Annotated in this window: 18 protein-coding genes and 8 tRNA genes; 3 read left to right on the top strand and 23 right to left on the bottom strand. The window is 24.7% G+C overall.

What is annotated here, in order from left to right; translation table 4 throughout:
- Nucleotides 1–13 precede the first annotated feature (13 nt).
- The 4 genes from MCAN360_RS05640 to MCAN360_RS02260 all read right to left on the bottom strand — a co-directional run bounded on the left by MCAN360_RS05640 (nucleotide 14) and on the right by MCAN360_RS02260 (nucleotide 3672).
- A complete protein-coding gene (locus MCAN360_RS05640) occupies nucleotides 14–598 on the bottom strand; it encodes a hypothetical protein (RefSeq protein WP_045434085.1) in 585 nt (194 codons plus the stop codon).
- Nucleotides 599–621: 23 nt separating this feature from the next.
- The gene (locus MCAN360_RS02270) at nucleotides 622–1746 is read right to left on the bottom strand and encodes a hypothetical protein (RefSeq protein ID WP_045434082.1); all 1125 of its coding nucleotides are present in this window, start codon (nucleotides 1744–1746) and stop codon (nucleotides 622–624) included.
- Between the two features lie 42 nt (nucleotides 1747–1788).
- Nucleotides 1789–2679, bottom strand: coding sequence for a hypothetical protein (locus MCAN360_RS05635; RefSeq protein ID WP_045434080.1), 891 nt, complete (start codon nucleotides 2677–2679; stop codon nucleotides 1789–1791).
- Between the two features lie 96 nt (nucleotides 2680–2775).
- The gene (locus MCAN360_RS02260) at nucleotides 2776–3672 is read right to left on the bottom strand and encodes an RluA family pseudouridine synthase (RefSeq protein WP_045434078.1); all 897 of its coding nucleotides are present in this window, start codon (nucleotides 3670–3672) and stop codon (nucleotides 2776–2778) included.
- Between the two features lie 35 nt (nucleotides 3673–3707).
- Between MCAN360_RS02260 and MCAN360_RS02255 the strand changes: the two genes are divergently transcribed.
- Nucleotides 3708–4049: a YigZ family protein gene (locus tag MCAN360_RS02255; RefSeq protein WP_052461474.1), complete on the top strand. Its 342-nt coding sequence runs from the start codon at nucleotides 3708–3710 to the stop codon at nucleotides 4047–4049.
- A 52-nt stretch (nucleotides 4050–4101) separates the two neighbouring features.
- On the opposite strand, the gene MCAN360_RS05630 is transcribed toward MCAN360_RS02255, so the two are convergent.
- The 19 genes from MCAN360_RS05630 to MCAN360_RS02160 form a co-directional block, all read right to left on the bottom strand.
- On the bottom strand, nucleotides 4102–4869 hold the full coding sequence (locus MCAN360_RS05630; protein ID WP_045434074.1) for a SemiSWEET family transporter: 768 nt from the start codon (nucleotides 4867–4869) through the stop codon (nucleotides 4102–4104).
- A gap of 92 nt (nucleotides 4870–4961) precedes the next feature.
- Nucleotides 4962–5037: transfer RNA gene (locus tag MCAN360_RS02245), tRNA-Phe, on the bottom strand.
- A gap of 1 nt (nucleotide 5038) precedes the next feature.
- Nucleotides 5039–5115 (bottom strand) — tRNA-Asp (locus tag MCAN360_RS02240).
- A 1-nt stretch (nucleotide 5116) separates the two neighbouring features.
- Nucleotides 5117–5192 (bottom strand) — tRNA-Met (locus MCAN360_RS02235).
- Between the two features lie 6 nt (nucleotides 5193–5198).
- Nucleotides 5199–5289, bottom strand: a tRNA-Ser gene (locus tag MCAN360_RS02230).
- A gap of 2 nt (nucleotides 5290–5291) precedes the next feature.
- Nucleotides 5292–5367, bottom strand: a tRNA-Ile gene (locus tag MCAN360_RS02225).
- 32 nt (nucleotides 5368–5399) lie between these two features.
- A tRNA-Met gene (locus MCAN360_RS02220) sits at nucleotides 5400–5476 on the bottom strand.
- Between the two features lie 4 nt (nucleotides 5477–5480).
- Nucleotides 5481–5557 (bottom strand) — tRNA-Ala (locus MCAN360_RS02215).
- A 5-nt stretch (nucleotides 5558–5562) separates the two neighbouring features.
- Nucleotides 5563–5639 (bottom strand) — tRNA-Pro (locus tag MCAN360_RS02210).
- 73 nt (nucleotides 5640–5712) lie between these two features.
- Nucleotides 5713–6984, bottom strand: coding sequence for a GTPase ObgE (obgE, locus tag MCAN360_RS02205; RefSeq protein WP_045434071.1), 1272 nt, complete (start codon nucleotides 6982–6984; stop codon nucleotides 5713–5715).
- A 109-nt stretch (nucleotides 6985–7093) separates the two neighbouring features.
- Nucleotides 7094–9034, bottom strand: coding sequence for an MIP family Ig-specific serine endopeptidase (locus MCAN360_RS05625; RefSeq protein WP_045434069.1), 1941 nt, complete (start codon nucleotides 9032–9034; stop codon nucleotides 7094–7096).
- 33 nt (nucleotides 9035–9067) lie between these two features.
- Entirely contained in the window at nucleotides 9068–10633 is a 1566-nt protein-coding gene (gene metG, locus MCAN360_RS02195; RefSeq protein WP_045434066.1) for a methionine--tRNA ligase, read from the bottom strand.
- Nucleotides 10634–10635: 2 nt separating this feature from the next.
- Nucleotides 10636–11424: a tRNA1(Val) (adenine(37)-N6)-methyltransferase gene (locus MCAN360_RS02190; RefSeq protein ID WP_045434063.1), complete on the bottom strand. Its 789-nt coding sequence runs from the start codon at nucleotides 11422–11424 to the stop codon at nucleotides 10636–10638.
- A 286-nt stretch (nucleotides 11425–11710) separates the two neighbouring features.
- On the bottom strand, nucleotides 11711–14899 hold the full coding sequence (locus tag MCAN360_RS05620) for a coiled-coil domain-containing protein (protein ID WP_045434061.1): 3189 nt from the start codon (nucleotides 14897–14899) through the stop codon (nucleotides 11711–11713).
- A gap of 302 nt (nucleotides 14900–15201) precedes the next feature.
- On the bottom strand, nucleotides 15202–16287 hold the full coding sequence (locus tag MCAN360_RS02180) for a M42 family metallopeptidase (protein WP_045434058.1): 1086 nt from the start codon (nucleotides 16285–16287) through the stop codon (nucleotides 15202–15204).
- Between the two features lie 171 nt (nucleotides 16288–16458).
- Entirely contained in the window at nucleotides 16459–17832 is a 1374-nt protein-coding gene (locus tag MCAN360_RS02175; protein ID WP_045434056.1) for a dihydrolipoyl dehydrogenase, read from the bottom strand.
- 135 nt (nucleotides 17833–17967) lie between these two features.
- Nucleotides 17968–19161 carry an elongation factor Tu gene (gene tuf, locus MCAN360_RS02170; RefSeq protein WP_045434054.1) on the bottom strand — a complete coding sequence of 398 codons (1194 nt, stop codon included), beginning with the start codon at nucleotides 19159–19161 and terminating at the stop codon, nucleotides 17968–17970.
- A gap of 297 nt (nucleotides 19162–19458) precedes the next feature.
- Nucleotides 19459–20037 carry a diadenylate cyclase gene (locus MCAN360_RS02165; protein ID WP_045434051.1) on the bottom strand — a complete coding sequence of 193 codons (579 nt, stop codon included), beginning with the start codon at nucleotides 20035–20037 and terminating at the stop codon, nucleotides 19459–19461.
- A gap of 9 nt (nucleotides 20038–20046) precedes the next feature.
- Nucleotides 20047–20457 (bottom strand): hypothetical protein, encoded by a 411-nt coding sequence (locus tag MCAN360_RS02160; protein WP_045434048.1) that lies wholly within the window; start codon nucleotides 20455–20457, stop codon nucleotides 20047–20049.
- Between the two features lie 118 nt (nucleotides 20458–20575).
- Between MCAN360_RS02160 and MCAN360_RS02155 the strand changes: the two genes are divergently transcribed.
- Together MCAN360_RS02155 and asnA are read left to right on the top strand one after the other, a co-directional pair.
- A complete protein-coding gene (locus MCAN360_RS02155; RefSeq protein ID WP_045434046.1) occupies nucleotides 20576–21772 on the top strand; it encodes a phosphoglycerate kinase in 1197 nt (398 codons plus the stop codon).
- An 82-nt stretch (nucleotides 21773–21854) separates the two neighbouring features.
- Entirely contained in the window at nucleotides 21855–22835 is a 981-nt protein-coding gene (gene asnA, locus MCAN360_RS05615; RefSeq protein WP_045434043.1) for an aspartate--ammonia ligase, read from the top strand.
- Nucleotides 22836–22922: the final 87 nt, after the last annotated feature.

Raw genomic sequence — 22922 nt, 5'->3', positions numbered from 1 at the left:
AAAATGGCATCAATTAGCCATTTAATGTTTTATTGAAAGATTTATCAATTTCTTTTCTTTTTTTCTTAATGTCTAAAATAAAATTTTCAAATTTTTGAGTTTCAGATGTTATTTTATCATTTGTTCAATTAGTGTTAAATGTATTTTTGTTTAAATAATCTTTAATTTCAGCAACTAAACTAACATATTGAGGTTGATTTAATGTTTCTAACATTCATTTTGAAAAATCAATAAAAAGTTTTGAATATTTTTCAAATAAAGTTACTTTCTCAGTTTTTAATTCATAAAACTTAGTAAATAATTCCTTAAATCTATCTTTAACTTTTCTTGAAAATTCATCAATATTGTTTTTTTCATCAATTTGTTCATTTTTAACCATTTTTAAAAGATCACTAATATCTTGTTTTAATTTAATTACTTCAGGATCATTACTTTCGATAAAAAAATCATCGACATTTCCTAAAAAATCAACAATAGAATCTTTTCAAACATTTAAAATAGTATTTTTAATTTCGTCAATTTTAACACATGAAACAACAGTTGGCATAGCAATTATTGTTGGGCTTGAAGCAATAATAAGTTTAGTAATATTTTTCATTTTTACACCTTAAAAATTCTATTTTATATTGATTTAGTTAATAAAAATTTTGATATTAAAAATTCTTTATAATCTTTTAAAAATTCAAGAAGTTCTTTTTCATAAACAACTTCTAAATCATCAATTGTATAACTAATTAAAGAACTTGTATTGAAAAATAAGTCCTCAGTTTCTGAATCGCGATAAAACAGTCATGAATTTTTTGATGTAGATTGATAAATTGGATCATTAATCCTTGATTCATAAACATATTCTTCATATTTTTTATTAAATTCTTCTTTTGAAAGTTTACTTAAATCTTTTGTTTCATTTATTATTTTAGCTTTTTTGTCAACTTTATCCATTCATAAAATTTCTTTTTCAATCTTATCTAAATTCATTGATTCATCAATTGAAACGCTATCTGAAATTAATGTTTGAGCAGTTTTGAATTCATTATTTGAAATTTTATTTACAACTTCTTCAAAATAATTAATTTTAAATAATTGATTTAAAAATATATGATATTGTTTTTTAAATTCCTTTTCTTCTAATGAATTATAATTTGATATCCATTTAACCAATAAGTTTGCCAACAAAATATTTGAACCTTTTAAATTGTCATAATTTATGTTTATTTTTTTAGGAAAATTTAAATTTAAGGTTTTATTTTTAGATTCTTTAAGAGAAATTATTTCTGAAAATATTTCACTTTCACTTTTCTTGTTGTATTGTGGATAATTAAATTTAATCTTATAAAGAATTAATGTAAATATTAAAAATGAAAGTGCCAAAATTGATCCTGTTGTAAACCCGAGAGCAAAAAGTGTTTTAAAAGATGTTTCATTATTTTGTCTTACTTTTACAAACACAACTGCTGAAAAAACAATTTGTGTCATAATTAGTAAACTAATGATAATAATGTTAAAAAAGGCATTATTTTTAATATTAAAACCTTGAATATGTTTTTTAACTAAAAATTCACCTAAAATTTTTTTAGTTTTATCAATACTTCTTTTAAATCCAATAAAAAATTTAATTAAAAAATAAATATTTATAATAAATAAAATAGTTAAAATGAATGAATATGCAAAGTATGAAGTATTATTTTGTGTTTTTTGAACTACTTTTGAACTTTTTTCAGCCATTTCTAAAAATAATAAATTCATTTATAACTCCTTTGTTATTTTTTTAATAATAAAAATCAAATGTTAATCATCTGATTTTTTTTCTTCATTATTTTTTTTCGTTTCTTCTTTTTGATTTTTTTCTCGTTCTTCAAAAATAGAAGAAATTTTTTCAATTAATTCATGACGACTTAGTTCTTTTGCTCCAAAAATATTTAATTTTTCAGCCATTAAAATAAGTTTTTTGTCATCTAAAGTTTCTAATTTTGATTTATATAAAGAAGTAAAATCTTCTTTTGAATTACTTTTTTGAATGTCATTTGTATCTTCTGGATTCGAAATTTCTGGACTTTGAATATTTTCTTTAAATAACGAATCAAAAACATTCATTGGAGAACTTGTGATTTGTTTTAATTGAATATGCATCTTTAATGTTTTAAATAATCTTATAATTTTTGAACATGGTAAATAACAAACAAAATAACCAACAATAATAAAAATAGTTATAACAATATTTAAGATACTATAAACATTTCATGATTCTATTTTAAATCTATTAGATGAAAAAATTAAGTTAATAATATTAACTGTTATTACAATGCTATAAATAAGTGATAATCAATTTGAATATCTAGAATAATCTTTTTGTTTCATTGCTGAAATCAATGAAATTGAATGCCAAATTACCATTGCTAAAGAAATTAATAACGATGATATCGAAGTTATGAAATTTCTTGTATAAAATGTGTTTACTGCTCCTTCTGGATCTACAACCTTTTCAACCCCAATTAAAATTAAATATTGATTAATGTAAGAAACTTTGTTAATTGCATATTCAATAAATACAGCACAAAAAAACACAACAATAGAAATTAAAAATGTTGTGAATAAAATTCATCAAATTTTAAATCTTTTTTTATTTTTTTCATATAAATCTTGGGTACTATTATATAAATTTAAATCAATTCCTCTCATTTTTTTTACTCCTTAATAAAAAATTAAATTATGTTTTAATTTAAATAAATTAAATGAAAACATTAATTATATTAAATTATAGCCTATTAAATAAATTTATTTGCTAGCTTCAATTTCTTTTTTCATAATTTCAGGAATTGGCGCTTCAAAATGCATTTTTTTTCCTTTATTATCAATAAAATCTAGTTCAACTGCATGTAATCTTTGATTAAACTCATCTACTTTTTTGTTGTAAATTGGATCGCCATATACTGGATGATTAATATATTTTAAATGAACTCTTATTTGATGTGTTCTTCCTGTTTTTAAATTACATTTAACTAAAGTTTTATCTTTATTATTAATTTTTAAGTATTCTAAAACCTCAATCATTGTATAAGCATTTTTAGAATTTTGTTCAGTAACTGTGTATTTTTGTCGATTCTTAAAATCCCTTCCAATTGGTAGATCAATATGAATTTTTTTATTTGGTATTTTTCCATCAACAATTGCTAAATAAGTTCGATTAATTTTATGTTCTTTTAATAAAGAAGCAAAATAATTATGAGTTTCATTATTTTTAGCAATTATTAAAAGACCACTTGTATCTTTATCAATACGGTGAACAACACCTAAACGAAGTAAACCATTAATATTACTTAAATTATTCTTAAAATGATACATTAAACCATTAACTAATGTATTATCATGATGCCCTGGAGCAGGATGAACTACTAAATTTGAAGGCTTATTAATTATTATATAATCATCATTTTCATAAATAATATCAATTTCTATATTTTGTTCTTCAATATTTTGTTGCTTTTCAATTACCTTTATAATTTCTATTTCATCGTTTTCTTTAACGATAAATTTATTTTTATTAATTTTAATTTTATTTACAAAAACAGCGCCTTCTTGAATAAGTTGCTGTATATCGTTTCTTGTAATGGTTGAATTGTTTGTTACATATTTATCAATTCTATCCGGATAATTAACTACTAGCTTTAACATGATTTTAAAATTATAACAAATGTTATAATATTAAAGTGAAGTTTATTGAAATCAAGAAATCAAAATTTATTCCTTTTTTATTTGATATAGGTTCAAAAGAAGAGGTAAAAAATATTATTGAATCACTTTGGAAAGAACATAAAAAAGCAAGACATATCGTTTATGCTTTTACAATTAAAAATAATGATGTTACTATTAATGGATACAGTGATGATAAAGAACCTAAGGGTGTTGCTGGTATACCTTTATATTCTTTTTTAAAAAATAATAGCTTAGAAAATAAATTAATTGTTATAGTTCGATATTTTGGCGGTATTGAATTAGGAAAAAGCAATTTATTAAGAGCATATTTACAAGCTGCTAAGTTACTAATTTAATATAATAAAAATAACTAAAAGTTAGATAAAAAAATAAATCTAACTTTTAGCTTTATTTAATTTCGAGGGTTGGTTGAGTAGCTTGTTTTTTTATTTTAGTTTCGTAATTAATAATAAATGAAAATTGAATTGTATATACAATTGATGAAATTATTTGTCATACAAGAGCTCCAATTAAACCGTTCAAAGCTCCTTTTGAAGAAGTATTAGCTATACTTAAACTAAAGAAAATAATTCACCATGAATTATTAATTAAAAATATAAATGGCATTCAAGGAGTTAAACCCTTAAAGTTTTTGCTCTTTAATCCTTTAATTAATTGAGGCATAAATGCTAAGGTTGTACATATCGGTGTGATTAATCCGATAATTAATGATGTTGTTGAATCAAATGTTCTTATTTTGTTTGTATTTTCAGGATAAAATTTTCCAGTTTTTATTTTTTGATCAACTAATAATAAAAACACCACTAAAAATGCAATAACTAAAAATTCTGAAATAACAATTGCAATAGTAGCTCACATTTTTTGTTTTTTATTAATATTTTTATTGTAATAATATAGAAAAAACATTGTAAAAGCATAAATAAATGAACAAAATAAGTTAGCTAGAAAAATATATCATCCATCTTCATTAGGAGTAAAAACACCATAAATAATTCAAACAATTATTCCGATATGAAAAATTCAAAATGAAAAATAATTTATGTTTTCAGACTTTTTGGTTTTAATCAATCTTATTAATTGAGGCACACCTAATAAAATAGTTGTGATAGCTCCTAAAGCTCCAAATATTTGAATAAAAATATCTATTGGTTTCATAGGTTAAAATTATAACATTTTAAACTTATTTTAAAGCTATTTTTTAACATAAAAAATAAAAAACACCTTTCGGTGTTAAGTCATTTCTGAAATGGTGGCTCCGGCAGGAATCGAACCAGCGACACACGGAGCTTCAGTCCGTTGCTCTACCAACTGAGCTACAGAGCCATGGCGGTCCAGACGGGAATTGAACCCGCGATCTCTTCCGTGACAGGGAAGCGTATTAAACCACTTTACCACTGGACCGTGGTTGCGGAGATTGGAATCGAACCAATGACCTTTGGGTTATGAGCCCAACGAGCTGCCGCCTGCTCTACTCCGCTATATAATGGCGGGCAATGAGGGATTTGAACCCCCGCGGGCCGTGAAGCCCCTGGCAGTTTTCAAGACTGCTCCCTTCAGCCTCTTGGGTAATTGCCCACTGGTGGACCCAACAGGACTCGAACCTGTAACCGACCGGTTATGAGCCGGTTGCTCTAACCATTGAGCTATGGGTCCTTTGAAAATATCCCAATTGGGTATCTAACATATGGTAGCACCGAAGAGAGTCGAACTCTTGACCTTCCGGGTATGAACCGGACGCTCTAACCAACTGAGCTACAGTGCCATAATGGTGGAGAGGAAGGGACTCGAACCCTCTACCTCCTGCGTGCAAGGCAGGCGCTCTGGCCAGGTGAGCTACCCCCCCATAAATGGTGAAGAAGACAGGATTCGAACCTGCGACCGCTTGAGCCCAAGTCAAGTGCTCTACCAAGCTGAGCTACTTCTCCACGCAATTTTTTACATTCGCATTTGCAATGCTATATTATTATATATTATTTTTTTTAAATGTTAAAAACTTTTTTAAAAATCTTCACTATTTCAAATAAATTCATAATCTTTTATTTTTATAGTATCACCATCAGATACTTTTGAATTCTTAATTAATTCAAAAACTCCTAATGATTTTAATTTAGAATTAAATCTTCATAAATTATCCAATGATACAACAGGAATTTTTTCATATACTTTATAAATATCATCACCAATAATTTCATAAGTGTTATTAGAAAGTTTAATAATTTCAATTGGATTTTTATTTAATTTAATTACAACAACTTCTTCTGAGTTTTTTAAATTATCAATGATATTATTTTTTGAATTTTCTAAAGCTTGTCATAAATTCATCTTAATTTCATCTATATTAGAATCAACAAAAGCTGAATTCGTTACTAAATTAACATTCGGATACTTATTTTTAAATTGAGATAAATGATCTTCAAAAAACTGTAAGTCTGATTTATTAGCTACTACAACTTGAGGCAAATTTTCTAACTTTAGATTATAGCTTTTTAATTCGTTATTAATAACTTCATAATCTTCGATTGGATTTTTATTTTCTGAACCAAAATCAATTACATGACAAATAACTTTACATCTTTCAATATGTTTTAAAAATCTAAATCCTAGCCCTCGACCCTCGGAAGCTTTTTTAATTAATCCCGGTAAATCGGCAACAACAAAATTATTTTGAAAATATTTAACTAATCCTAGTTGGGGAACAAGAGTTGTAAAATCATAATCAGCAATTTTTGGTTTTGCATTTGAAATTAAAGAAAGAATTGTACTTTTTCCTGCACTAGGTTTTCCAACGAATCCAACATCAGCTAAAACTTTTAAAGTCAAATGTAAATTAAATTTTTCACCAAGATTACCATTTTCGCAAATTCGAGGAGCTGTATTTCTTGATGATTTAAATCTTAAATTACCTTTTCCACCTTTTCCACCTTTAGCAATTAAATATTTTTCTTCAGAAATAATATCAGCTATTAATTGACCTTCTTTATACACCATCGTGCCTAATGGGACTTTAACGATTAAATCTTCACCACCTCGACCGAAAGCATTTTTAGGTTTACCATTTTCTCCAGACTCAGCAGTAATTTTATTTTGATAATAAAAAGGTAGTAAAGTATTTTGACCAGAATCACCTTGAAAATAAACTGACCCACCGTCTCCTCCATCCCCGCCGTCTGGACCACCTTTATCAACATTTGCTTCACGACGAAAACTTATTATTCCATCTCCGCCTTTCCCAGCAATTACTAATATATCAACTTCATCAATAAATTTCATGTGTTTATTTTATCAAAAAATAATTAATAAATGTAAACTAATTAAATTTTGTTTTACATGATATAAATTAATAAAATTAAATAATTTAAAAAAGTAATAAAAATTTATGTTAGAATCCGTTCTCAAATAATTTTGTCTTATTATTTCCATCTTCAAAACCATTTGGATAAAGAATTCTTAAATTTTGCCTAAAAGAATTTTTTTGATTTTTAAATTTAGTTTGATCAGTTCCATCAATTAAATTATATGCATATAATGTATCACCGGTTGCACTTTCAATGTCATCTGATTGAATAAATGGGGCAATTCCAGATCATTGTAATAAATCTCCTGGAGTAACTGAACTTGTAACAGCATCATATATTCCAATCATTTGTCCAAATTCATTATAAGCTATTGAGCCAGAAGCACCGTAATATAATGATGAGAAGTTAATATTATAGTGATTTCCATATCATGAAGCCATAACTCTTCTTCAAACATTATCAGCAATTGATAAATTATTTCCAAACTCTAATTTACTTTCATAATTATTTAAAGGATAGGCAAAAGTTTTACTATTAACAGGATTACTATTATACGAGATTAAAGTTTCTGATTCTCTTTCGATTGGATTATTTGTCATTCAGTAAGAAGTTTTAGAACCATCAGAAGGATAACCACCAATAAAAATATTTTTTAGGTTGTATAAATTTTTTTCATTTCTATATTTTTTAAACGCAGATACATAATCAACTGTTAACATATATTTTGATATTTCTTTGTCTTGATTTGGTAATAAAGCAGTATTTTGTAATCGATTTATGTATGAATCAACGCCATTAATTGCATCTTCAACTCATTTTTTGAGCTCTGAATTAGCTTTTGTAAGATCAACATCAACTTCAAAAATAGCCATGTCTATTGAAATTGGAACATACATATCACTTTTTAATCAATGTTCATATGCAGGTTTAAGCACATCTTCTTCTAGCTTGTTTTGATTTTTTAATCAATCGTATCTAGATAATGCTTTTTCTTTTAAATCTTTTTGATATTTTTCTATGGCTTCTTTTCTCATAAAATCAAATGCAGCAAAAACAATTTTAGGAGCAGAAATTGCATCAGAAGTTTCAGTATCTAGTATTGATTCTTTTTTATCATAATTTTCTAATTCTTTTGAATTTGTATAATATTTTGGAATTCAGTTATTTTTAAAAGCTTCTTGTACACCGTTTTTATTAGCAATTGGTTCAAAATTAGTTGGTTTATTTTTGGATTTTCCTAACCCAATAGCAATAACTTTATCATTTACTGGATCATAATAATTTAATTCTTTATTTTTACTATCATCAAGTGAATTACTAAAATTACTTATAACATGTAAATTTGTAGCAATAAATAATTTATATTTGTTAGGAGCATTTGTATATTTATGATAATCAAGTAATCAACCAGTTCCCTTATCATTAGAAATTAAATTACCATTTGCGTGTTTTGTAGCAAATTTAATTGAAAATGTTCGATCATAAATTTCATTATATATTATATTAGCATCAATTTTTTTAAAGTTTTTGACATAGTCAGGATATTCATGCTTTTTATTATTTAAATTTTGTAAAAAGCTAGGAGGTAAAACTGGACTATTGATATTCAAATTATTATTGCCATTATCTTTATCTTTTTGTGTTACAATATCTTTTTTTAATAATGGTTCCGGATTATTTGTTGTTGATGTCATTTTGTTTTTTATTTTAAGCTGTTGAATTCCTTCTAATTTAAAATTTAAATCAGAAATTAATTTATTTAAAAAAATATTATTTTGTTCTTCTAAAGTAATATTTTCAAAACTTTTTAATAAATTATCAACTTCAGTATTAATTTCATTAAATGAAGAATCATTTAACTCTTGTTTAGCAATTAATAAATCGTTTTTCAATTTATTTACTTTTTCAATTAAATTAATTTTATATTTAGATGATTCTGATTCAACATTTTTACAGCTAGTAATAAAAAAAACGGGAACAAAAGACAAAGGAGATAATAATAGTATTTTTCTAATTTTTTTCATATTTATTTTCCTAAAATTACATTACTAAATAAATTATTTTTTTGCAATCCTTACAAATAAAATTTCATTAGCTTCAGGATTTAAATTATCAAACTTATTAAAGTTATTTATCATTGTTTTTGAATTAATTTTTTGTTTTAAAAATAAAAGAATTTTTGAGGTTTTTTTTGGCATAACATTCGATAACATTAAATTAATAACATAAATACCATTTAACAATGTATTTAAAACACAATTTAATCTTGTTAAATTTTCTTTTAATAATCAAGGTTTTGTTAAATCAATATATTCATTTAATTTTGATGATAAATTAATAGCTAATTTAAAGGCTTTATCTGCATGAAATTCATTAAATAAATTAATATATTCATCATAACTTTTTTGTAATGAATTCAAAATATCTCAATCAATTTGCTCTAAATTTTTCTTATCAAAAAATGTCCCATTACTAAAATTCTGATTAATCATTTTTATACTTCGATTAACTAAATTACCAAAATTATTAGATAAATCAGCGTTTAAAACATTAATTAAAAGTTCTTCACTAAATGAAAAATCAGAATCAATATTAACCTGTGAACTAAAAAAATATTTAATTTCCTCAGCACCATATTTCTCAATCAATGGAATCGGATCAATTACATTTCCTTTAGATTTTGACATCTTACCTTCAGGTGTTATTATTCATGAATGAATTACTTCTTTTGTTGGTAATTTAATTCCAAGTGATGAAAGAAAAATAGGTCAATATATCAAATGAAAACGAGATATTTCTTTTGCTAATAAATGAACTCTTTCATCACCATTTTCTCAAAACTTTAAGTAATTTTCATTATTATTTTGATTATATCCTAACGCAGTTATGTAACTAAAAAGTGCATCTAATCAAACGTAAATGACATGTTGTTTTTTATCTTTATATTGATCTTTTGGAATTTTAATACCTCAATCAAATGAAATTCTTGTTACTGATAGATTCTCTAAACCTTTTAGTAAAAAATTATTCTTTAATTCTTTTTCAATGGCTTTATTTGTTAAAAAATCAGGATTATTTTCAAAAAATGAAATTATTCACGGTTCAAATTTTTTCATATTAAAAAAATAACTTTCTTCCTCAATTTCTTGAAGTAAGTGACCTGAAGTTGGATGATAAAATTTTCCATCTTTTAAAATAGCTTGTGTCTTTGTAAAAAATTCTTCATCGCTAACTGAATAAAGTCCAGAATACTTATCTTTGAAAATAAACCCTTTTTCATACATCTTATTAAAAATTTCTAATATTGTTTTTTCATGATTTTTGTTTGTTGTTCTACTATAAAAGTCATAATCTATTTTTAAAAGATTTCATAAATCAGTAAATTTATTTGATTGAATATCAACAAAATCTTGAGGAGCTAAATTATTTTCTTCTGCTTTTTTTTGAATTTTTTGACCATGTTCATCAATACCTGTTGAAAAAAATGTTTCATAGCCTTCACTTCTTTTAAAATTTCTATAAACTCAAGCTAAGGTTGTTGTTAATAAATGCCCAATATGTAAATTTCCACTAGGATAATAAATTGGAGTTGTAATGTAAAATGTTTTATTTTTTTTATTCATAATTATTTTTCTCTTTCTTTTTTAGGATAATAAAGTTTTTGAGTTTCTAAAGAATATGAATGATCATTTTTATTTTCATTATGTAAATAAATATTCTTTTCAAAAAAAGTTCCTCAACCAGAATTAAAACGAGATTCAACTAAGCAAAATTTAGGTAATGAATTTATTCTTGTATAAACAATTTGAACTCTTTTTGGTTCAAAATTGTATTTTCTTAATAAACAAATTAAATCAATATACCTGGCCATTGGTAAAACTATTGTCAAATATCCTTTTTGTTCAATAATTTTAGATGATAAAGATACTAATTGTTCTAAGTTTAAATTAATTTCATGAGTTGCTAGTTTTTGCTCATGAGTTCCAGTTTTTCTTACTTGATTAAAGTTTTCATTATAATATGGTGGATTAGCCACAATTGATGAATATTTTTTAGCTAATTTATTTCCACATTTATAAGCATATTCTTTTGCGTATTCTTTAAAATCAGCTTCAATAATATTAATTTGATTTTGTAGATTATTTAGTTTAACATTTTCCTTTGCTAATTTTACAGCTTTAGGTTGGATTTCAATTGCATCAATATTAATTTTTTTAGACCTTGAAGCAATAAAAATAGATAATGCTGCGTTATTAGTTCCAACTTCTAAAATATTTGAAACATTGCGATTAATTGAAACAAAATTACCTAATAAAATTGTATCAACTGAATAATTAAACATCTCTTTGTCCTGATAAACAAAAAGATCATTTCCATAACCTAAATTATTTTTAAAAATACCTGTTTTTTTCATATTTATTTATCAATTATAAATTATTTATTTTTTAAAAAAATAAATTATCATTGCATTTTTAGTTTTAAAATATTTTTTAATTAAAAAATAGCTTACAAAAATTTATTTAAATATTCGAAATAAAATATTTAAGTATAAAAAGATTTTATCTTTAAACCCAATTTTATATAAAAGTTTTTTAATGTGGAAAAATATAAAAAAATATTAAAACCGCACAATTTTTTTAAATGGTTTTAATATTTAATTTAAATTTTTGATGCTAATATAAGCAAAAACTTAATTAGTTTTAAAAAAGTTTTCTTTTATTCATTTTTCTAAATACTAGATTTTTATCAGTAATATGAAATGATTTATTTTTTTCATTTTTTTGATATTCTTTCTTATTTGTTTTATATGTTTCTTCAGTAGGGACAGTTACTCTAAATCATGTTTTATAGTCTTCAAATTGAACTCTATACTCAATGCCATCACTATCGCCACTACTAAAGATTATAGCATCTTTCTTGTCTTCATTATTTGAAGATGTTTCATTACCTAGTCAAACATATCATTCATTAGGATTTTGAGACTTTTGTTGTGAATCTTTAACATAGAATTTTATTTTTAAATCACTATATGTTGATTTATTATCATCTCCATCTAAGGCGTGTATATCATTATACTTACCATTCGATGTTTTTTTATAAACATATGCATCATTAATTTTAAGATTAATATGATCTCTATCAATATCGTCTTTTATTGATCATTTTCCATTTCCTATTAGTCTAAGTATTTCATTTTTAAACACTATTTTTTTAACTTCATCAAATGTTTGTTGAAGCTTACCGTTAATTAGGCTAAATAAGTATGTATCATTTTTAATTTGTTGGTTAGCTATTTTATCTCTTATTTCAATAGTTTCTGTCTCATATTTTTCCCAAGCAATAGTTTTAATAGAATCATTTTTTGCTTTTTGTTCAATATAAGTTTTTATTTCATTTCAATGACGTACGTATTCATGAAGATTTCTAAATGCTATTTCAAATTCGGTTATTTTATCTGATAATTTTACATTTTTTTCAGCAATATCTTTTGCAATTTTTTCGTATTTTTGAACAATTAAATCATGATTTTTATCTATATTTTTATTCCATTTATCATGGCGATATTCTTTTAATAAATCAATTTCATTATTTAAATTAGTTTTTGAATCCTCATACTGATCATAAATTTGTTTATTATTCTTAATTTCTTTATTTATATCTTCTTCTAATTTAGCAAATTGAGAATTAAGATTTTTTTCATTTCTTCAATGTTTGTTAATTCTACTTAAAAGTTTTTCTTTAATATCTTCATTAATTTTTTTATCAATATGGACTTTATTTGCTAATTCTTTATACTTATTGGCTAATGATATTTTTTCTTCAATTCAATTTTTTATATTTGATATTTCTTGTTTAGTTTGGTCGTATCTAGATACGTCTCTAATTTTGTTTATATGATCTGAGTTTTGTTTAATATTGTCTAATTTATTAGAGTATTTATCTATTTCTAATTTTGTTTCTTCTAATGTTTTTTTATAATTATCATAAATATCAGGTTCAATATCGTATCCTACTTTTATAGCATTATTTTTAACCTTCAAAAAGAAGGATGACATATTTTCGTTAAAACTATTAAATTTTTGTACAATTTCTCTTTCGACAATTTGTTTTTTTGTAATTAATTGGTTTTTATTATTACCCTCAACTAAAGTATTATTATTTATAAACTGTACAAAATCCGCATAAATTTTCTTTAATTCATCATTATTATTATCATATTTAACAAACTCATTCATATCGTTTTTTATGTTATCTAAGATTTTTAGATTTTTTATATGTTCTAAACCATTTTGTCTTCAGCCTTCAATTTCTTGAGTTAATTCATTTAAATATTTTCTGTCATAATCGTTGTAATTTTTAATATTATTATCAATTTTGAAGTCCCTCGATTTTAATTGACTTAGCAACTGGTTTTTAACTCAATCCGGCAATTCTTTTGAAAGGGAATTTATACTTGTTTCTCTTTCTTTTTTTATTTTTTGAGCTTCTTTTAATGTATTATATCTTTTTTGAGCTTCACTAAAATCATTTACTTTTATGAATGTATTACTATTTAATTTCCATTCTGTACTCAATAATTCAAAGTTTGGTGACATTATATCGTTAATTCAACTCTGTTTTTGAGTATTTATTTCAATTGCAGATTTTATAATTTTATCTATTTCATCAAGATTATTTAATGAATTTAGCTGATATTCAATATTATTTTTTTCATCACGAGATAAATAATAATTTTGAATATTATTGATACCTTCAATTACTTTTTCAGCTAATTTTTTAGCATCTTCAATATCTTTTTTAATTTTATTAATTGTTACTTCATCGGCATCTTTTTTTAAATTATCTTTAGCTTTTTTAATAGCTGCATCTAATTTTTCTTTGACTTTTTTAAATTTAGGATCAGTTAATGTAGCTGAATACTTTTTGATTTCTGCAAGTGTTTTTTCATATTCTTTTCTTGCTTCAGATGCTTTTTTATTTTTTTCTTGCTCTTCTTCAGTTTTAACTACTTTTTTAGCATCAACTTCAATTTTTTTAACATCTTCTTTAGCTTTTTCAAAGGCTTTTTGAATTTGTTCTTTAGCTGCGTCTAATTTTTCTTTTACTTTATTTTCATTTGCTTCAACTGATTTTTTAGCTTCATTTAATGCTTTTTGTAATTCAGTTTTAACACTTTCATATTTTTTATCTGCTAAAGTTTGTGAAATATAATTTTCAACTTCAGTTTCCAATTGTTTTAAAGCTTCTTCAGCTTCTTTATTTTGAACATCAACTTCAATTTTTTTAACATCTTCTTCAGCTTTTTTAGCTATAAAAACTAAATTATCAATATATTCTTCAGAATTATTTGATTTTTCTTTTTCAATTTCATTTAATGTATTTTTCAACTTTTCAATAGCATTTTTTAAATCAGGAGATAATTTATTTTTTTCTATTTTTGTTACTTTATTTAATGTTTTAGTTGCATTTTTAATAACTTCAGCAACAAAATTTTTATTTTCAATTAATTTTTTTTCTGAATCTTCTATTTTAAATTTTAGATCTTGAATATTTTTTTTAAATATATATAAAATCTCTAAAATGCTTTTATATTTAAGAAATTCTTTATTATCAAAGTAAGAAAGCATTTTTCTACTTTCTTCTAAATTATTTTTTGCTTTATTAATAGCTTTTTCATATGTCCCAATAGAATTACTATTCAATTCAATAATTTCAACTTCTTTATTAATTTCTTGAATTTTTTTATTAATATCTGAAATTATTTTTTTAATTTCTTTTTGACTTAATTTATTTAAATTAGAAATCAAGCTAGCTGTGGTTAAAACAGTGGTCGCGGTTGCTAAAATAGCTAAAGATTTTATTATTTTTCTTTTAGTTGATTTTTTCATATACTACATTTTTCCTAAACATTTAATTTTTTAATTTTTTAAAAATTTATAACATTTAAAAAGAAATTTTTAAATTACTTATTTTCTATTAAAAATTAATTTAATAATTTTTTATTTTATGATTATTTTCAAAAAAAAAAAAAAAAGACTTTTTTTTACAAAAAAATGCCTTATTTTATATTAAAATTCAAGATTTTTTAATTTATTTTATTTAACCTTTGAGTTTAATTATATATTTAAAAAATTTAAGATAACGACTTTCTAAAGCCGTTATCTTAGGTGCAACAAAAATAAAATAAAATTTAGTTATATTTCATTTCTTCTCATTTTTCTTTATTAAAATTCTGAAGAAAATTAATTAATAAATCGCCTGCTGCCATTAAATCAGAAATTGCACAAACTCCAATTGGACTATGTAAATATCTTTGAGGTAATGAAATTGTTAAAGTTGCCGCGCCACCATGTGCAAATTGTAATTCATGAGCATCAGTACCGCCACCCATTGCTACAAATTTATAAGCAGGTATTTCATATTTTTTTGAAATATTTTGAAATTCCTTAACTAATTTCGGATCCATCATTGTACCACGATCTTTAATTCTTAGCGCAGCTCCTTTAAATAATGAAGTATTTCCAGAAATAGTATTTGGAGTATCATATGAAGCACAGGTATCTAAAGCAATAGCAATATTAGGTTTAATTAAAGAAACACTCGTTCTTGCTCCTCTTGTTCCAACTTCTTCTTGAACAGTTCCAACTAAATATAAATCAACATCTAATTCTTTATTTGAAATTTCTTTTGCAACGTATTCTAAGACAGTTACTCCTGCTCTATTATCCATTGCCTTACCACCAATTAAATTTGGATCATTGAAAAAAATTGTTTCTCCTGACATATAAACTAAATCGCCAACCCCAACACCTTGTTCAATTGCATCATTGTCTGATTTAAAACCAAAATCAGCGTATAAATCATTATTTGTAATTGCTTTACTAATTTCATTATCTTGCATTATATGAATACTTGTATGCCCAAATAATCCTAAAAATACTTTATTATCTTGTGTAACTAGTTTAGCCTTTGTACCTATAACAGTGGTTGGTCAAATTCCGCCAATTGGAGATAAAAATAGTTGACCTTTTTTGTCAATATTTCTAACCATAAATCCAACTTCATCCATATGAGCCGCTATCATTACTTTTGGAGCATTTGAATTTTTTGATTTTTTTCTAAAAATAACTGAACCTAAATTATCTCTTGAAACCTCAAAATTAAGCTCTTTAAATGATTCTTTTAATTCATTAACAACAGGTTCTTCATAACGAGACATTGCCTCAATTTCCATATATTTAATTAATCTTTGCTTAAATAATTCTTTTTTATCCATAAGGTTATTTTCCTTTTTTAAATTTTTTAATTGTTTACAAAATATCATAAAAATTTTACCAAAATTATTAGTTCAAAAATTTTATGTTTAAAATAAAAAAATTTTTAAAACTAATAACTTTATTTTTTTAAAAAAATAGCAGAGAATTTTAATACTCTGCTATTTATAAAGTTATTTTTTAAAACTATATCCTCTTGCTGCGTAATAAATTGCTTCAGCAACTGTTGGATGAGTAAAAGGATGATTTTGTAAATCTTTAAATGATATTTTATTTGCCATAGCCAAAGCTACTTCATTAATAATTAAATGAGCTCCTTCAACAAACATAAAAGATCCTAAAATTTGATCATCTTCTTTTGAAATTAAAAATTTAATAAAACCAAATTCCTTATCTAAATTATCAGCATGAACTCTTGGAAGAACTTTTGTGGGAATTTTAACAACATTGAACTCAATATTCGCTTCTTGAAGTTGTTGTTCATTGTAGCCAATACCTGCAAATTCAGGATTTAAATAAACTGATCAAGGAATTAACTTGGTATCTATAATTTCTTTATTTGAATTTTTTTCTAAAATTTCTTTAGCAATAATATCACCGCTTTTATAAGCAAAAGTTGAAAGCATCATTTTTCCAGTAACATCACCTAATGCATATACATCTTTTATACTAGTTTCCATTTTTTTGTTAACTTTAACACTATTATTTTTATTCAATTCTAAATTTAACGAAGTGAAAGATTCAATATTAGCGGTTCTACCAATTGCAAGCAAAACTTTTGAAGCTTCAATTTTAGTTTTAAGTCCTAGAACATCAATTAATAAATTTGAATCATTAAATTTCAAAATTTTAGCATTTTCAATAATTTTGATACCTTTTGCCTCTATATATTGTTTCACATTATTTTGTAAATCAATATCAAAATTACTCATAAATTTATTTGAATCAATTAGGATTACTTTTGAACCTAGAGTTGAAAAATAATAAGCAAATTCAAGACCAATAGGACCAGTACCAATAATAATTAATGATTCAGGAATTTTATCTAAATACAAGGCATCTTTTGAATTAATAGCAAATTTTTGTTCTTTTGCTTCATTATATCCTTGAACATCTAAATTACGACTTGAAGCACCAGTTGCAATTACCAATTTATTAGTTTTGATGGTTTTGTTATTAACAATTATTGTATTTTTATTTAAAACTTTACCTTCACCAAAAAATATTTCAACGCCTGAAGCATCTAACGATTTTTTAATTGCATTGTTTAAAAATTCTTTATTAATTTGTCTTCTTTTTTGAATTGAATTTATGTCAAAATTAATATCATTAGCACTAACTCCAAACTCATTTGCATTTTTTAAGGTTTCCAAAACCTTTACGCTCTTGATTAATGTTTTAGTAGAAATACATCCTTCATTAACACAAGTTCCACCTAAGTCGCCTTTTTCGATTAATGCAACTTTTTTACCATTTGAGGATAGTATATTAGCTAAACTATATCCACCAGGTCCAGCGCCTAAAATTACAACATCAAATTCTTTCATTTAATTACCTCTATTTATATTTTTTTAATGCTTAATTATACACATAAAAATATTTATTTTATGTAATTTTTATTTTAAAAAAACACAAGCAAAACCGCTCGTGTTTTTTAAAATATATAAAATATCTGTAAAAAATTATTTTGTAATTTTAGTTACAGTACCAGCACCAACGGTTCTACCACCTTCACGGATTGAGAATCTAGTACCTTCTTCAACAGCGATAGGAGCAATTAAAGTAACTTTTAATTCAACTGTATCACCTGGCATAACCATTTCACGTTGTCCAATAAATTGAATTCCACCTGTAACGTCTGTTGTACGGAAGTAGAATTGTGGTTTATAGTTTTGGAAAAATGGTGTGTGACGTCCACCTTCTTCTTTTTTAAGAACATAAACTGTAGCTTCAAATTCTGTGTGAGGAACGATTGTTTTAGGTTTTGCTAAAACTTGACCACGTTCGATTTCTGATCTATCAATACCACGTAATAATAAACCAGCGTTATCTCCAGCTTGGGCTTCTTTTAGATTCTTTCTAAACATTTCAATACCAGTAACAACTGTTTTCTTGGTTGGTTTTAGACCAACAATTTCAACTTCTTCGTTTAATGTTAGAACACCACGTTCAACTCTACCAGTTGCAACTGTTCCACGACCAGTAATTGTGAAAACATCTTCAATAGCCATTAAGAATGGTTTTTCTGTTTCACGTTTTGGTTCTTCAATATATGTATCAACAGCATCCATTAATTCCATAATTTTTTCTTCATAAACTGGATCACCTTGTAAAGCTTTTAAAGCTGAACCAGCAATAACTGGAGTGTTGTCACCATCAAATTTATATTCGTTTAGTAAGTCACGGATATCCATTTCTACTAAACCAATCATTTCTTCTCTTTCATCTTCTTTAAACATATCAATTTTGTTTAAGAAAACAACTATCTTAGGAACACCAACTTGTTTTGCTAAAAGAATGTGTTCACGAGTTTGAGGCATAGGACCATCTGTAGCAGCAACTACTAAGATAGCACCATCCATTTGTGCAGCACCTGTAATCATGTTTTTAACATAGTCAGCGTGTCCTGGACAGTCAACGTGTGCATAGTGACGTAATTCTGTTTGATATTCAATGTGTGATGTATTAATTGTAATACCACGTGCTTTTTCTTCTGGGGCGTTATCAATTGAAGCATAGTCTCTAGCTTCTGATAAACCTTTTTTAGATAAAACTGTAGCGATAGCAGCTGTTAATGTTGTTTTACCATGGTCAACGTGTCCAATTGTACCAACGTTAACGTGAGCTTTTGAACGGTCAAAATCTACTTTTGCCATTTTATATCCTTTCAAAATATTTAAATATTTTTTTATTGTATTGATTTTTAAATAATTAAAAAATCTTGATTAAACGCGTTTAACCTCCTAAGCATAGCCTTTCATCTATGTCCTGTCCAAAAAATCGTTTAATTTAATTTCTATTTTTGATAATTTTACAATTTTCAAATGATAATAAAAATAATTTTAACAAAAATAAATATTTTTATCCAAATAATTTTACCAAATTAAAAACTATTTTGAATTATCAAAAATATATTATTTATTATTTTTAAAAAAAATAAAAAACTCAGAAAATTAATCTGAATCTTTTAAAATTCTTCCTAGGACAATTTGTAAATTTTCAATTGGAACAGGTTGTAAAACACCATTTTCAGCCAGAGTTATTCCGCCATTTTCTTCACTAACAATCAATGTTGACGCATCACAAACTTCAGAAATACCCATTCCAGCACGATGACGAGCCCCATATTTATTATCAATTGATTTTTTAGTTATTTTATAATATGTTGCAACATAATAGATTTTATTATTTCTAATAATAACACCGCCATCATGTAAAGGACTATGTTTATTAAAAATTGAAAGTAGAATTGATGAAGAAATATTTGCGTCGAGAATAATTCCATCAGTTCTTAAAGAATCTAAATTATCCTTATTTTCAATTGTAATTATTGCACCTGTTTTTGTTTTTGATAGTTTTTCTAATGCTTCTTTAATTTGATAAATTATTCTAATTTTTGTTGAATTTCCAAGAGTTTTTTTATTTGATTTATTATTTTGTGTTGCTTTAATAATAACTATTATATAGTTAGTTAAAATAACTAGGGCAATTAAAATTACTATACCTAATATTACATATATAGCCGTTTCCATTTAACCCTCCTACCATCATTTATTTAGACCAATAATAACTAAAAGTAAACTTATAATTATAAGAATAAAAACACTAATAATTAAAATTCTTTTTGCTTTTGATAAAGGTCTAGTTTTATCTGCTAAAGGAGAATCAGACCATTTTTCATACTCAATAAAATTATTGTATTTTAATCTAATTTTATTTTGTCTTTTCTTTGATTCCTCGATTTGTTCAAAACTTTTTTCATCTTCAATTTTCATAAATCTTATTTTTTGAAACAATGAAAAAATTTCCATCTCTGAATAAGATTTATAAAATTTTGCATTTTTTTTATATGTTTGAAATTCAGTAATTATTCTTGAAATATTATCATTTTCAGGATCATATTTCAAAGTTCTAGTATCTTTTTGTTTTTGTGCTTTTAAAAGTTTTGCCATTTTATTTATCCTTTATAAAAATTTTCTAATCATTATTGATTAATATTTTAAATAATATAAATTTCTATATAATTTTAACTATATTGTAAAAATTTTATATTAATTTGGGAGATAAGTAATGAAAAAAACAATAAAGGACATAGATTTAAAAGGTAAAAAAATCGTCTTAAGAGTTGATTTTAATGTTCCGATATCAAATGGAAATGTTGTTGATACAAAAAGAATAGATTCTGCTATACCAACAATTAACTATATTTTAGAAAACGGTGGAGCATTAATTTTATTATCTCATCTTGGGCGTATAAAAACACAAGAAGATAAAAATACTAAATCATTAGAAGTTGTTGCTAAAAAATTTGCTGAAATTATTAAAAAACCAGTTAAATTTATTCCTCAAACTAAAGGAAAAGAAGTTGAAGAAGCAGCTAAGAATTTAAAAGAAGGTGAAATTATTTTCTTAGAAAATACTCGTTTTGAAGATCTAAATAATAAAGCTGAATCAGGCAATGATAATGAATTAGCTAAATATTGAGCAAGTCTAGGAGATGTTTTTGTTAATGACGCCTTTGGAGCTTCACACCGTGCACATGCTTCAACAGCTGGAATTGCAAAATATTCAAAAGAATCTGCATTAGGATTTTTAATGAACGATGAAGTTATGCATCTTCAAAAAATTTTAGAAGGTTTTGAAAGACCTTATGTTGCTATTATTGGTGGAGCAAAAGTTAGTGATAAAATTAAGGTTCTAGAAAAATTATTTAATGTCGCTGATAAGGTTTTAATTGTTGGTGGTATGGCATATACTTTTCAAAAAGCTTTGGGACACAAAATTGGTAATTCAATTTGCGAAGATGATAGAGTTGAAATGGCTAAAAAATATTTAAAACAGTATAAAGATAAAATTGTTTTACCAATCGATAATGCTTATACAGATGATTTTGCCGATAAAACTCCATTATTTACAGATAAAAATAATATCAACATTCCTGATGGATATCAAGGCTTGGACATTGGTCCTGAATCTGTTAAACTATTTAGTAAAATAATTTCAACAGCTAAAACTATTTTTTGAAATGGACCAGCAGGAGTTACTGAATTTAAAAATTTTGAAAATGGTACTAAAGGTATTGCAATAGCTATTGCAAACAATCAAAATGCATATTCAGTTGTTGGTGGTGGAGACTCTGTTACTGCAATAAATAAATTAGGATACCAATCAAAATTTAGCTTTATTTCAACTGGCGGTGGAGCTTCAATAGAATTTATTCAAGGAAACATAATGCCTGGTTTTGATTCGATTCAAGATAAAGAATAATATTTTAGTTAAAAATAGTAATTAGATTGACTTAAAAATTAAAAAGTCAATCTTTTATTTCCTTTTTGTTAAAATTTTACTTATGATAAAATCAAAATTAAATCTAAAAGAAACTCAATTTGCTATTGAAAAATTAAAAGATGTTTTTTCATCTAAATTAAGAAAAAATCTTGGTTTAACAAGAGTATCAGCTCCACTTTTTTTAAAAAAGAAAACTGGTTTAAATGATGGTTTAAATGGTGAACAAGCTGTTACATTTAAGCCTAAAAATATAGTTGAAAATGTTGAAATAGTTCACTCATTAGCAAAATGAAAAAGAGATGCTTTAAATCGTTATAATTTCTTTTTATACGAAGGTATTTACACCGATATGAATGCTATTAGACAAGAAGAAGATATTGATTTAACGCATTCATTTTATGTTGATCAATGAGATTGAGAAATGGTTATTGATAAAAATGATCGTAATATACCTTTTTTAAAAAAAATTGTTAAAAAAATATATAAAACTCTAAGAACCACTGAAAAAGAAATTAATAAAATATATACAAATTTAAATACTAAACTTCCAGAAAACATAACATTCATATCTTCAAAAGAACTTTATAAACTTTATCCTTTATTAACACCAGCAGAAAGAGAGTATGAAATAGTTAAAAAAAATAAAGCAGTTTTTATTTATCAAATAGGAAACAAACTGCCTGATGGAATCCCTCATTCAAAAAGAGCAAAAGATTATGATGATTGAAAATTAAATGGGGATTTAGTTGTCTATGATCAAGTAAATGACATTGCTCTTGAATTAAGTAGCATGGGAATTAGAGTTGATTCAACAGCACTTATAAAGCAATATAAATTAGACAAACAAAAAATTAGTGAAATTTCTCCATATCATAAATCTGTTTTAGAAAATAAATTACCTTTAACAATTGGCGGTGGCATTGGTCAATCAAGAATAGCAATGTTTCTTTTAGAAAAAGAACATATTGGTGAAGTTCAAGTTAGTGTTTGGGATGAAAAAACTATAAATTTTGCCAATGAAAACGATATTATTCTGCTTTAAAGTGTTATACTTTTTTAGTAATCATTAAATTAAATACATTAAGAGTTGTTTAGCTTGACAAGCAATGAAACATGCCAACCTGTTTTT

The organism is Metamycoplasma canadense, assembly GCF_000828855.1.
Classification (GTDB): domain Bacteria; phylum Bacillota_I; class Bacilli_A; order Mycoplasmatales; family Metamycoplasmataceae; genus Metamycoplasma; species Metamycoplasma canadense.
The sequence above is the reverse complement of the archived record's forward strand: the minus strand, read 5'-3'. Positions and strand labels throughout refer to the sequence as shown.